Here is a 12,855-nt window from a genome sequence, read left to right as displayed (position 1 = left end):
CGTTCTCCGTGGCGTTGGACGAGGCGAGGGCGAGCAGCACGCACGGCGGCGGCTGTACGTGCGGCGACTGCCCGCACGGGGCACGCGAGGGCCACCGGCGTGCGGTGGCCGCCTTCCTGGCCAAACGGGACGAACTGGCCGCGGGCCAGGGGCTGCCGCCCGGGGTCGCCCGGTCCGCCTCCGCGACCCGCCAGTGGGTCTCGGACGAGCTGACCCAGTCGGCCAGGACCGTCGCCGAACGGGGCCGGGAGGCGGGCGACGCCTGGCTGTACCGGGTGTGGCGGCGCACCCTGATCGCGGTGTGGGGGAGCGTTGCCGTACTGGTCGTCGCCGAGACCGCCACCGCCATCGGCGCGGGCTGGACCAACGCCCGTACGGCGGGGCTCGTCGCCGGACTCGTCACCGCGGGCCTGCTGAGCGGCGCCGCCCACCTCCACCGGGCCCGCGGCGGCCTCCTCGCCCCGGTGATCGGCGAGGACAACCGGCTCTCCACTTCCCGGGCGGTCGCCGCGTCCTGGGTGCTGCTCGCCGTCTTCTCCGTCCTGGTGCTGGCGCTCCAGCTGGCCGGTGCCTCCGACCACACCGAGCGCGACGAACTGATCGAGGGGCTGGAGCTGTCCCGGGGCGCCGGGGTGGTGACCGTGCTGGCGCTGGTGTGCGCCGTCGCCGTCGTCGTACGCCGGGTGGTGACCGTACGCGCGCTGTCCGGGCGGCTGCAGAAGCTGCGGGCCGACCGGCCGCGCGCCGCCGATCTCCTCACCGACGACTCCGGACGGGGCAGCTTCACGGACGTCCAGTACGTGCTGGTGAGCACCGTCGCCGTGCTGTTCGCCGCGGTCCGGCTGGCCCGCAGGCCGGAGCAGCTGCCCGACCTGCCCTGGGGCCTCGCCCTGCTGGTCACCGTCTCGGCGTTCGCGTACTTCGCCGGGAAATACGCGGAGGGCGGGCGCCCGGTGGTGCTCTCGGTGGTCCGGACCCGGGAGGCCGGGGACCTGGACGCGCCGATCCGTACCGGCGATGACATCGAGATCCGCGGGGCGGGCTTCGTGCCGCCCGGTGCCGGGACGCCCGACCGGCTGGCCCGCATGGTCGTCCGGATCGGCCGGGTCCATGTGCACGTGCCGCTGATCCCGGTCCCCGGCGGCTTCGCCAATCCGACCGACGGCGTGCTCACCGTGCCGGTACCGGTGGAGGTGGAACCGGGGCTGGTGGAGGTGCAGGTCGTGACCGCCGCCGGGGTGGAGACGAACCGGGTCGAGATCGATGTGACGGACTGACCGGCGGGAGGGGCCCGGCCGGGCGGCGGACACGAGCCCACCGTCCGATCGGGGGACCTGCCGGGTGAACAGGGCGTTCAGTGCATACGTATGGTCTGGTGACGGATCTACGGAAGGCGGGCAGCCACATGCGGGGCTACGGCACGAACGTACGCGGTCTGGGCGAGTCGAGGGGGCTCAAGGAGCTGGCACGGGAACACGCCCTGCTGCCCCTGCGGATCTTCCTCGGCATCACCTTCATCTACGCGGCGCTCGACAAACTGACGGACAGTTCCTTCTTCCGCGCGAGCGGCGCCGGCTCCATCGGCGAGACCATGCACGGGGTACGCGACTCTGCGGCGATCCCGGCCCTCGTCGACCTCGCGCTGAAGAGCCCGGGGGCCTTCGGGTACGCCATCGCCATCGGTGAACTCCTCGTCGGCATCGGCACCCTGATCGGGTTCCGGGCACGGCTCGCCGCGCTCGGCGGGGCGCTGATCTCGCTGAGCCTGTGGCTGACGGTCAGCTGGCAGGTCAAGCCGTACTACTTCGGCAACGACCTGGCCTACTTCATGGCCTGGCTGCCGCTGCTGCTCGGCGGGGCGGCGGCGTTCTCCGCCGACGCCTTCCTCGCGTCCCGGCGGCGACGGATCCGGTAGTTGACCCAGGTCGCGGTGGCGGCCAGCCAGAGGCCGCCGAAGAACAGCGGGAAGAAGAAGACCCACGGGGCGTCCCAGACCCCCGCCGCGTCCGCCGCGTATCCCGCTGCCAGAGCGAGCATGGCCACGCCCGCAACCGCCCGCCCCGGGCGGATCTCATGACGCAGCACGGGTGACCTCCACCTGTCCGATGCCGACTTCGAGAGTGAGCTCCACCGTGCCGGCCGGTTTGCTGCCCGGGGGCGGCGGAAGCGTTCTGTGCTCGTTCTGCGACGGGTTGATGTCCACCTCGGCCCCCATCAGCTCGGCCGGTGCGTCGCTCGGCCGGCTGAGCGGCAGCGTGATGTCGCCGAGGGCCGCCCTGGCGTCCACCTTCACCGTCACCGCCTTCGGTACGACGACGACCGCGCGGCCCGCCCCGACCTTGACCTCCGTCCGGACGGTGCCGCCCGGAGGGACCGCGATCTCCGTGAGATCCAGCCGCGCCACCCCGGACTCCAGTTCGTAGTGCGGTTGGACCGCCGCCACCGAGGCCGGCCGCCACCCCTCGCGCACCCACTGGGTGGAGATGTCCTTGGGCAGCGCGGAGGCGCCCGCCAGCAGGGCCGCCGTGACCATCGACAGCATGACCGTGCCGAACCCGGTCCTTCCGAAGAACGCGCTGACCAGCATCCCCAGCCCGAACACCGCGAGCGCCGCGGCCAGACCGATCTGCAGACTCGTGCCGAGGGGATGGGACTCCCAGCTCAGCCCCGAGCCCAGCCAGCCCGCGATCAGCGCGAGCAGAAACACGAGACCGCCGATGGAGGCCGGGCCCGTGGTGCCGGACTCCCGCCGGGGCGCGCGGAACGGGTTCTCCGGCGTCGCCCCCCGGGGGCGCACCTTCCGGTCGTCCGGCGCCGCGTCGGCCGGACCCCACAGATAGCCGGGGCCCACCGGCCCGGAGGTGCCGTCCTTGATGATCGGATCCCGCCACCACGACGGGCTGCCCGGCGACGGCGGCGCCTTCACCTCGGGCGGCGCATCCGCCACCGCCTGCGCGGTCGCCGGATGCAGCGGGTCCTCGGGCGCCGCCGTCCTGCGGTTCTGCGTCCAGACGGCGAAGCCGACGACCGCGAGCGACAGCATCGCGGAGAACGCCAGCGTGCCGCCGTTGCCCAGCATGGAGAGGAACAGCCCGCAGCCGATCAGCGCGAGCAGCGCCGCGATCAGCGACGCACCCTCGACGCGGCCGGACAGCAGCCGGCGCGCCTCGTTCTCGTCCTCCCCGTCCAGGGGGATCAGCAGCCACGCGAAGCCGTAGAAGATCAGCCCGACGCCGCCGGTCACGGACAGCACACCGAGCACGATCCGGAAGATCACCGGATCGACGCCGCAGTACCGGCCGAGCCCGCCGCACACCCCGGCCACGACCTTGTGGCGCGGGCTGCGCCGCAGCTGCGGTCCTGGTCCGGAGGGCGGTGCGACACCGGGGGAGGCGTCCTGGGGAACGGTCATGGCTCCATGGTGACGGGCCGAGCGCCCGTCCGGGACCCGCGCCGACCCTGGCCGATCCCTGATATTGCCCCCACGGGTCCCCGGGGCGGCGCGGCCGCGCACCTCCGGGACGGGCTCTCAGGGTCGAGTCCGGGGCGGACCCTGATGCCTGCACCCGTACGGACATGTGACGATCGGTGCATGCCTGCCGCCACCCCCCGAGCCACAAGCTCCCTCAACGCCGACCCGGAGGAGCCACCGCTGCGCAAGCTGTACCGCAGCGCCGACGGACGGCTGCTCGGCGGCGTCGCGCGCGGTCTCGCCGGGCATCTCGGGCTGCCCGTCGCCTGGGTGCGGTTCGTCTTCCTCGGCCTGTTCTTCGCGGACGGCCTCGGCGCGCTGCTCTACGCCGTGTTCTGGATCGTCGTCCCGCTCGGCGTCGGCGGCGTCGAGGCACCGCGCTCCCTCTTCGCAACCGCCCCGGACGGCAGCCGCCGGCTCCGCCTCGGCGTCGGCGGCGTCGAGGCACCGCGCTCCCTCTTCGCAACCGCCCCGGACGGCAGCCGCCGGCTCCGCACACCCGACAGGGGCCAGGTCTTCGCCCTCATCGCGCTGTTCATCGGCGCCATGATCTTCGTCGGCAATGTCGACATGGGCAGCAAGGCCGACCGCTACATCTGGCCCACGCTGCTGATCGGCGCCGGTTCCGTACTGGTGTGGCGGCAGGCCGACAACGCCCGGCGCGCCCGCTGGATGGAGGTCGGCAACCGCCGCCGGGTCCTCCACCTGGCCCGGGGACTGGCCGGGGTCGCCCTGGTCGGCCTGGGCCTGGCCGTCTTCATGGTGGTACGCGGCTCCGCGGCCCAGCTCGGCAACGTCCTGACCGCCGCGATCGCCGTCCTCACCGGCATCGCGCTGCTGGCCGGCCCCTACCTCGTACGCATGACCCAGGACCTCTCCGAGGAACGCACGATGCGGATCAGGGCCCAGGAACGCGCCGAGGTCGCCGCCCACGTCCACGACTCGGTGCTGCACACCCTCACCCTGATCCAGCGCAATGCGGAGGACGCGGGCGAGGTCCGCAGACTGGCCCGCGCCCAGGAACGCGAACTGCGCAACTGGCTCTACAACCCCGAGGGCACCGGCAAGGACGAGGACGACGAACCCGAGACCCTCGCCGAGGCGGTCAGACGCGCCGCCGCCGAGGTCGAGGACAAGCACGGCGTCCCGCTGGAGGTCGTCGTCGTCGGCGACTGCCCGCTGGACGAGAAGCTGGCCGCGCAGATGCAGGCCGCGCGCGAGGCGATGGTCAACGCCGCCAAGTACGGTGGCGAGGGCGGCGCCGTGCAGGTCTACGCCGAGGTCGAGGGCCGTACGGTCTTCGTCTCGGTGCGCGACCGGGGCCCGGGATTCGATCTGGATTCCGTACCGGGGGACAGAATGGGCGTACGAGAATCAATCATCGGCCGGATGCAGCGCAACGGTGGTACGGCGCGACTGCGTTCGGTGCCCGACGGGGGCACGGAAGTCGAGCTGGAGATGGAGAGGGCGAGCGATGACGGAGACCACTGAGGCGGCCGGGGGCCCGGAGCGCCGGGTACGGGTCGTGCTCGTCGACGACCACCGGATGTTCCGCACCGGTGTCCAGGCCGAGATCGGCCGCACCGAGGAGACGGGCGTCGAGGTGGTCGGCGAGGCCGCCGACGTCGACCAGGCGGTCACCGTCATCACGGCGACCCGCCCCGAGGTCGTCCTCCTCGACGTCCACCTGCCGGGCGGCGGCGGCGTCGAGGTGCTGCGCCGCTGCGCCCCGCTGATGGGCGCCGTGGAGAACCCGGTGCGGTTCCTGGCGCTGTCCGTCTCGGACGCCGCCGAGGACGTCATCGGCGTCATCCGCGGCGGCGCCCGAGGCTACGTCACCAAGACGATCACCGGCACCGACCTGGTCGACTCGGTCTTCCGGGTCCAGGACGGCGACGCGGTGTTCTCGCCCCGGCTGGCCGGCTTCGTCCTCGACGCCTTCGCCTCGACGGACGCGCCGCCGGTCGACGAGGACCTGGACCGGCTGACGCAGCGCGAGCGCGAGGTGCTGCGGCTGATCGCCCGCGGCTACGCGTACAAGGAGATCGCCAAGCAGCTGTTCATCTCGGTGAAGACGGTCGAGTCGCACGTCTCGGCGGTGCTGCGCAAGCTCCAGCTGTCGAACCGGCACGAGCTGACCCGGTGGGCGACGGCGCGACGGCTGGTCTGAGTCAGCCGACGGACGTGGAGTGGGGGTCGAGCGAGATGTTCAGCTTCTCGCCGACCCTGCGGTAGCCGATCCCCGCGTAGATCCGCTCCACATCGGCGTCGCCCGGCTCCAGCCACACCACCCGGCAGCCCCGCTCGAAGGCGGTCGCCGTCAGGTGGGCGCTGAGCGCGGCGCCGATGCCGCGGCGGCGGAAGGTGCCGGCGACGGCGAGGCCGACCAGTTCGCTGAGGCCGTCGACCGGGATCGAGCAGCCGCCCGCGCCCGCCGGGACGCCGTCGACCGCGGCGAGGGCCGCGACCCCGCCGCCCCCGGCCGCCTCGCGCAGCCAGGCCGCCTCGCCGCCCTCGGGCTCGCCCGTACCGCCGTATCCGAGGTGCTGGACGAGCGCGGCGGCGTCGAACTCCGCGTCGGCCACCGGCTCGGTGATCGTGAGTGCGTCCACCGGCTTCGGCGGCAGCAGAGCGCCCGGGTCACAGGCCAGGACCGGGGCCCGGTTCTCGATGGTGAACCCGGCGGCGAGCAGGGCCGGTTCGACCGCGGGCGCCCAGCCGGGCAGGAACTCCAGCCGGGGCAGCCGGTCGTGTTCGCGGAACGCCGCGATCAGCGCGTCGATCTCCTCGGCCGTCGGCTCGGCGTCCTGATCGGGTATCGCGTAATTGGCGTACTTGGTCGACCAGTCGGGGTTGTACCGCACGGTGAAGGGGCCGACCCGGAGATGGCCGGGGGAGCGCAGCGCGAGCGTACGGGCGTGGATCTGGACCTCGACGTCCATGGGCATGTGTGGGTGTCCTCTAGCCGATCGACCGGAAGCCGGGAGCCTACGCCACCCGGGTCGCTCCGGCGAAGGGCATCTGATCGATGGGCGCGATCCGGACCGGCGCCCCCGGGCGCGGGGCGTGGATCATCTGGCCGTTGCCGATGTAGAGCCCGACATGGCTGATGCCCGAGTAGAAGAACACCAGGTCGCCCGGGGCCAGTTCGGAACGCGAGATGTGCTGTCCGGCGTTGATCTGGGTGTACGTGGTCCGGGGCAGCGCGACACCGGCGGAGCGCCAGGCGGCCTGGGTGAGCCCGGAGCAGTCGAACGAGGACGGGCCGGTCGCGCCCCAGACGTACGGCTTGCCGAGCGCCCCGTACGCGAACGCGACGGCCTCGGCGGCGCGGGCGTCGGGGGCGAGGGCGGGGCCGCGCCCGGTGCCGCGGTCGGCCCGGCCGGCGGAACGCGCGCCGTCCGAACCCTCGTAGGCGGCGCGCTCGGCCGGGGAGAGGGTGGCGAGGAGCCGTTGCGCGTCGGCCAGTTTGGTTTTGATCGTCGCCTTGTGCTTCTCCAGCTCGGCCTGGCGCGCCGCCAGCGCCGCCAGCCTGCCCTTGGCCTGCGCGCGCAGCTGGGCGATCCCGGCGACCTGCCGCTCCACCTCGTCGACCTCGGCGGCCCGCCGGTCGCCCATCCGGTCCACGTACGACGCGCGCTCCAGGTACTGGTCGGGGTCGGAGGAGAGCGCCAGCTGTACGGACGGGTCGAGGCCGCCCGTGCGGTACTGCGCGGCGGCGAACGAACCCAGTGCGTCGCGCGAGGCGTTGAGGCGCTCGGTCCTGCGGGCGGCCTCGTCGCGCAGGGTGTCGACGGCATCCGCGGCGGCGGTCGCCTTCTCCTTCGCGCCGTTGTACTGCTCGGTGGCGACCTCCGCCTCATGGTAGAGCCGGTCCACCTCGGCCCTGACCTGGGCGGGGCTTCGCTGGGGATCGGCGTGCGCCGGGCCCGGCAGTACGGCAGCGGTGGCGGCCCCGGCGAAGGCGAGAGTCGCCGCGGTGCGGGCAGCAGAGCCGGTGTACGGGCGCTGCTTGGGTTTCCGGTGCGCTGCCACGGGGGCGTGCGTCCTTCCTGGCGACTGCCCGGCGGGGACTACCGGCGGGCCCGTCCGAGGCCCGTCGGCGGGCCGCCAACGGGGGAGCGGCCCGCCGACGAACTCTCGGCGGGGTGACCGGCGTGCCGTCCGGGTGCGGAGCGGCGGTGAAGCCGGTCACCTGGTCAGGGACGCTAAACCCGGGGCACGGGGAAGAGTCGTAATGAAGCCTATTGCCCGAATTTGGCGCGACATTGTCGCTATCTGATCGGAAGAATGACAACAGAGTCAGGCAATTGGTGCAGACGCGAGTGAAGCGCCAGGAAGCCGCACCTGGCTGCGGAGTGGTGATATGGGCGGGGCTAGGCTGCGGCCTCATGGACGTACTCATTCATGTCTTCGTCGCCCTGCACATCATCGGTATCGCCTCGTTGCTGGGCGGTTTCCTGACCCAGATGAAGGCGATGGGCGCGGGCACGGCCCGGTTCGTCCCGGCGATGCTGCACGGCGCGCTGACGATGCTGGTCACCGGGGTCGCGCTGGTCGGGCTCAACCAGGCCGACGGCGGCCAGGTGAACAACATCAAGATCGGGGTCAAGCTGCTGTTCCTGGTCGTCATCCTGGCGCTCGTCTACATCAAGCGGGACGAGGAGAAGGTCGACAAGGGCGCCTTCGCGGCCGTGGGCGGGCTGACGCTCGCCAACATCTTCATCGCCACGCTCTGGACCTGAGAACCGAGGCCGGAGACCGCCGCCCCGAGGGCCGAGACCTGAGCCTGCCGGGGAGGCGGCCCGGCTCCGGGAGGTGACCCGGCTTCGGGGGTGAGCCAGCCCCGGGGGGCGTGACTCGGCCCGGGGGCATGACCCGACCGGTCCGCTGGGCGGCACGGCCGGCTCACGCCTCGGGCGACGGCGAGGCCAATCGCTACGCCGGGCGCACGCTGCCGTAGATCGGCATGTAGTAGATCGACTCCTCGCGCACGTTCGCCCCCGGCTTCGGTGCGTGGATCATCATTCCGCCGCCCTTGTAGATGCCGACGTGGCTGATGTCGTCGTAGAAGAAGACGAGGTCGCCGGGGCGCAGGTCGGCCGTGGCGACCCGGGTGCCCACCTTCACCTGGTCCCAGGTGGTGCGCGGGATGTCGACGCCCGCGGCCTTCCACGCCGCCTGGGTGAGCCCGGAGCAGTCGTACGACGACGGACCCGTCGCGCCCCAGACGTACGGCTTTCCGATCTGGGCCCGGGCGAAGGCCAGAACCTTCTCCGCCTTGGTGGAGGCGCTGCTGTCCGAGCCGGTCCCGGTCCCGGTGCCCGTTCCCGTACCGCCGCCGGACCCCGCCTTCTTCGCGGCCTCGCGGTCCGCCTCCGCCTTGGCGGCGGCCTGCTTCTTGGCCAGTTCCTCCGCCTTGCGCCGGGCCTCCGCCTCCTTCTTCCGCTCCAGCGCCGCGAGCCGCGCCTTCTCCTGCGCGGTCAGCTCCGACAGCAACGCGCGCGCCTCGCCCAGCTTCTTCTGGACGTTCTGCTTGCTGGTGCGCAGCGTGGCCTGCGTCGTGGTCAGCGTCTCCAGGCTCCGCACCGCTTCGGCACGCCTCGTCGCCGCCGCGGCCTGCTGCGTACGGAAGTCCGTGATCGCCTTCTGCTGACGACTGGTCATCCGGTCCATCAGCTGGTTCTGGTCGAAGTACGACTGCGGGTCGTCGGCCAGGAAGAAGGTGGCGCTCGGCGTGACGGTGCCGCCGCGGTACTGGGCGGCCGCGTAGCTGCCCAGCGTCCTGCGGGCGTCGTTGAGCTTGTCCGCGCGCTCGGCGACGTCCTTCAGCAGGGCGTCGACCTCGGTGCGCTGGGCGGTGGCGGCCTCCTTCGCCCGGTTGTACTGCTGGGTCGCGGTGCCCGCCTGCCGGTAGAGGCCGTCGACCTTCTTCTGGACGTCCTCGATTCCGGGCTTCGGCGCGGGGGCGGCCGTGGCGCTCTGGGTGGAGAGCAGGGTCACGGACGCCAGTGCCGCCGTCGTGAGCCCGACGGCCGGAGTGGTGGTGCGCACCCGGGTGCGCGGTTTGCGATGCGACGCCAAGGCCGGCATCTCCTTCCGTGGACCGCCTGCCGGGTCAGGGCCTCTCGTTTGGATCACGCCGGGCTCGCGGGGTCCGGCACGCACGCTCGCCGCGTTGTCGTCGGTCGCCGACGCTCCTTCCCCGAGCTCTCGGCTCCGCTCGATCGGGGGAGGCCCCATCCGACTCCCTCCTCCGCCTTGCGATCGCACGCACCGGACCCCGCTTCCTGATCCGGCCTGATCCGAACGGAAGACCCTGGCTGCCGGGTTCGGGCGGAAGGGAAGGCTGCCCTACGGTCCGAGTGGGGGACAAGGACCGATTCACCCCGGTGCTGCGTGTGGGTCCCCGGCTCCGAACGCCCGCGAGGGCAGCCCGGATTCGGCGCGGGCGCCCGCTCGGCGTGGTTCGCCTCAGGGGGGACGGGCCGCCCGGTCGAGCACGCTAGCCAACCCACGATGCCGCTGTGAAGGTTGATGTTCGATATGCCCGATACATGTTCGTGACCTTCGTGAAGTGGGGCGGCAGGGGCGGACGAGGGCCCTGTTCTTCTCACCCGCAGTGGGTGTCCGCTCTCTTTGCGTGCCCGGCCGCGGAGTGGGGTTCGTCATGCGGTTGGGGTGCGGTTCGGCATGCGGCCGCCGTGTGTCGGTCCGGCGGCCTAGACTCGGCAAGCGATGAGCAGCCTCTTTGACGACAGCTTCCTGGCCGGCCTCCAGCACTCGGAGGAAGAGCCCCCGCCGCCCCCCGAGGACTCCGCACCCGAAGCGGTGCCGGAGGACCTCTTCGCGGGCGTGTTCGACGGGCCCCCGCCGCCCAGGGACGCGTACTACCGCGACGGCGCCCCCCGCCCCGTCATCGACCCCGCGGCGCTCCTCGACGGGCTGAACACCGAGCAGCGCGCCGCCGTCGTCCACGCGGGCTCCCCCCTGCTCATCGTCGCCGGGGCGGGCTCGGGCAAGACCCGGGTACTGACCCACCGGATCGCCCACCTCCTCGCCGAGCGCGGGGTGCACCCCGGGCAGATCCTGGCGATCACCTTCACCAACAAGGCCGCGGGCGAGATGAAGGAGCGCGTCGAGCAGCTCGTCGGGCCGCGCGCCAACGCCATGTGGGTCATGACCTTCCACAGCGCGTGCGTACGCATCCTGCGCCGCGAATCGAAGAAGCTCGGCTTCACCTCGTCGTTCTCGATCTACGACGCCGCCGACTCCAAGCGGTTGATGGCCCTGGTCTGCCGCGATCTCGACCTCGACCCGAAGCGCTTCCCGCCGAAGTCGTTCACGGCGAAGGTCTCCAACCTGAAGAACGAACTGATCGACGAGGAGACCTTCGCCGGCCAGGCCGCGGACGGCTTCGAGAAGACCCTCGCCCAGGCCTACGCGATGTACCAGTCCCGGCTGCGCGAGGCCAACGCGCTGGACTTCGACGACATCATCATGACGACGGTCCACCTCCTCCAGGCGTTCCCCGACGTCGCCGAGCACTACCGCCGCCGCTTCCGGCACGTCCTGGTCGACGAGTACCAGGACACCAACCACGCCCAGTACACCCTCGTGCGCGAACTGGTCGGCCCGGCCGGCGAGGGCGACGCCCCCGCCGAGCTGTGCGTCGTCGGTGACGCGGACCAGTCGATCTACGCCTTCCGCGGCGCGACCATCCGCAACATCCTCCAGTTCGAGGAGGACTACCCGGACGCGACCACGATCCTGCTGGAGCAGAACTACCGCTCCACGCAGACGATCCTGTCCGCCGCCAACGCGGTCATCGAGCGCAACGAGAGCCGCCGTCCCAAGAACCTCTGGACGAACGCCGGCACCGGCGCCCGGATCACCGGCTACGTCGCCGACACCGAGCACGACGAGGCGCAGTTCGTCGCCGACGAGATCGACCGGCTGACCGACGCGGGCGATGCCAAGGCGGGCGACGTCGCGATCTTCTACCGTACGAACGCGCAGTCCCGGGTCTTCGAAGAGATCTTCATCCGCGTCGGCCTGCCGTACAAGGTCGTCGGCGGCGTGCGCTTCTACGAGCGCAAGGAGGTCCGGGACGTCCTGGCCTACCTCCGGGTCCTCGCCAACCCCGAGGACACCGTCCCGCTGCGCCGCATCCTCAACGTGCCCAAGCGCGGCATCGGCGACCGCGCCGAGGCGATGATCGACGCGCTGTCCATGCGCGAGAGGATCACCTTCCCGCAGGCGCTGCGCCGGGTCGACGAGGCGTACGGCATGGCGGCCCGGTCGGCCAACGCCGTCAAGCGTTTCAACACGCTGATGGAGGAGCTGCGCACGATCGTCGAGTCCGGCGCGGGCCCGGCGGTGGTCCTGGAGGCCGTCCTGGAGCGGACCGGCTATCTCGCGGAGCTCCAGGCGTCCACCGACCCGCAGGACGAGACCCGCATCGAGAACCTCCAGGAGCTCGCCGCCGTCGCTCTCGAATTCGAGCAGGAGCGCGGGGAGTCCGGCGAGGAGGGCAGGGGCACCCTGGCCGAGTTCCTGGAGCGGGTCGCGCTCGTCGCCGACTCCGACCAGATCCCCGACGAGGACGAGGACGGCTCCGGCGTCATCACGCTGATGACGCTGCACACCGCGAAGGGCCTCGAATTCCCGGTGGTCTTCCTGACCGGCATGGAGGACGGCGTCTTCCCGCACATGCGGGCGCTCGGCCAGGTCAAGGAGCTGGAGGAGGAGCGGCGGCTCGCGTACGTCGGCATCACCCGGGCACGCGAGCGGCTCTATCTGACCCGGGCGGCGATGCGCAGCGCGTGGGGCCAGCCCTCGTACAACCCGCCGTCGCGGTTCCTGGAGGAGATCCCGGACCAGCACCTGGAGTGGAAGCGGACCGGGCCGATGGCGGCTCCGGCCGGGCCCACGTCGGGGATCACCTCGTCGCTGTCCTCGTCGCGTGCGCGCTCCGGCCCCTCGGGCTTCGCGACCCGGCGGACCACGGACAAGCCGACGGTCACGCTGGCCGTCGGGGACCGGGTCACACACGATCAGTTCGGCCTCGGCACGGTGACGGCGGTCGAGGGCGTCGGCGACCAGGCGAAGGCCACGGTCGACTTCGGGGACGAGCGGCCGAAGAAGCTGCTGCTGCGGTACGCGCCGGTCGAGAAGCTGTAGGCGGGCGCGGCGGCCGGGCAGGCGCGCAGGCGACCGGGACAGTTGCTCCGGCCGCCTGGTGCGTCGCCCGGCCGCCGGGCATGTTGCGCGCCGGGCATCGGGTGCGTCGCCCGGCCGCCGGGCATGTCGCGCACCGGGCGCCGGGCGCTTTGCGCCGGTCTTTGGGCATGCCGCGCCGGGCGCGGGGTGAGGGCCGTGGG

Annotated in this window: 11 protein-coding genes; 6 read left to right on the top strand and 5 right to left on the bottom strand. The window is 72.4% G+C overall.

Translation table 11 applies throughout. The features are described from left to right. Positions 1-8: 8 nt before the first annotated feature. Entirely contained in the window at positions 9-1,277 is a 1,269-nt protein-coding gene (locus ACIOMQ_RS02440; protein ID WP_401937338.1) for a hypothetical protein, read from the top strand. A 128-nt stretch (positions 1,278-1,405) separates the two neighbouring features. Then, positions 1,406-1,915, top strand: coding sequence for a DoxX family protein (locus tag ACIOMQ_RS02435; protein WP_362208008.1), 510 nt, complete (start codon positions 1,406-1,408; stop codon positions 1,913-1,915). Here the strand turns inward: ACIOMQ_RS02435 and ACIOMQ_RS02430 are convergent. Continuing rightward, complete coding sequence (locus tag ACIOMQ_RS02430) at positions 1,822-2,085, bottom strand: hypothetical protein (protein WP_362207950.1); 264 nt, start codon at positions 2,083-2,085, stop codon at positions 1,822-1,824. The two genes, ACIOMQ_RS02435 and ACIOMQ_RS02430, sit on opposite strands and share 94 nt — an antisense overlap. Then, positions 2,072-3,412, bottom strand: coding sequence for a PspC domain-containing protein (locus ACIOMQ_RS02425; RefSeq protein WP_401263296.1), 1,341 nt, complete (start codon positions 3,410-3,412; stop codon positions 2,072-2,074). The genes ACIOMQ_RS02430 and ACIOMQ_RS02425 overlap by 14 nt, the downstream gene beginning before the upstream one ends. A gap of 180 nt (positions 3,413-3,592) precedes the next feature. Between ACIOMQ_RS02425 and ACIOMQ_RS02420 the strand changes: the two genes are divergently transcribed. Both ACIOMQ_RS02420 and ACIOMQ_RS02415 read left to right on the top strand, forming a co-directional pair. Continuing rightward, entirely contained in the window at positions 3,593-4,963 is a 1,371-nt protein-coding gene (locus ACIOMQ_RS02420) for a PspC domain-containing protein (RefSeq protein WP_402187652.1), read from the top strand. Further along, the gene (locus tag ACIOMQ_RS02415) at positions 4,947-5,642 is read left to right on the top strand and encodes a response regulator transcription factor (RefSeq protein WP_328887513.1); all 696 of its coding nucleotides are present in this window, start codon (positions 4,947-4,949) and stop codon (positions 5,640-5,642) included. Before ACIOMQ_RS02420 ends, ACIOMQ_RS02415 begins: the two co-directional genes overlap by 17 nt. A 1-nt stretch (position 5,643) precedes the next feature. Here the strand turns inward: ACIOMQ_RS02415 and ACIOMQ_RS02410 are convergent, their stop codons facing one another. After that, on the bottom strand, positions 5,644-6,420 hold the full coding sequence (locus ACIOMQ_RS02410) for a GNAT family N-acetyltransferase (protein ID WP_402187650.1): 777 nt from the start codon (positions 6,418-6,420) through the stop codon (positions 5,644-5,646). Between the two features lie 40 nt (positions 6,421-6,460). Beyond that, the gene (locus tag ACIOMQ_RS02405) at positions 6,461-7,507 is read right to left on the bottom strand and encodes an NlpC/P60 family protein (RefSeq protein ID WP_401263301.1); all 1,047 of its coding nucleotides are present in this window, start codon (positions 7,505-7,507) and stop codon (positions 6,461-6,463) included. A 356-nt stretch (positions 7,508-7,863) separates the two neighbouring features. On the opposite strand from ACIOMQ_RS02405, the gene ACIOMQ_RS02400 reads away from it, so the two are divergent. Beyond that, positions 7,864-8,217 (top strand): hypothetical protein, encoded by a 354-nt coding sequence (locus ACIOMQ_RS02400; protein ID WP_362207966.1) that lies wholly within the window; start codon positions 7,864-7,866, stop codon positions 8,215-8,217. A 193-nt stretch (positions 8,218-8,410) separates the two neighbouring features. Here the strand turns inward: ACIOMQ_RS02400 and ACIOMQ_RS02395 are convergent, their stop codons facing one another. After that, positions 8,411-9,556 (bottom strand): NlpC/P60 family protein, encoded by a 1,146-nt coding sequence (locus ACIOMQ_RS02395; protein ID WP_401937348.1) that lies wholly within the window; start codon positions 9,554-9,556, stop codon positions 8,411-8,413. 654 nt (positions 9,557-10,210) lie between these two features. On the opposite strand from ACIOMQ_RS02395, the gene pcrA reads away from it, so the two are divergent. After that, positions 10,211-12,655, top strand: coding sequence for a DNA helicase PcrA (gene pcrA, locus ACIOMQ_RS02390; protein ID WP_401937350.1), 2,445 nt, complete (start codon positions 10,211-10,213; stop codon positions 12,653-12,655). Positions 12,656-12,855: the final 200 nt, after the last annotated feature.

The sequence above is a fragment of the Streptomyces sp. NPDC087845 genome, assembly GCF_044742755.1.
In the GTDB taxonomy this organism is placed as follows: domain Bacteria; phylum Actinomycetota; class Actinomycetes; order Streptomycetales; family Streptomycetaceae; genus Streptomyces.
This window is presented reverse-complemented; position numbering and strand designations above follow the sequence as displayed.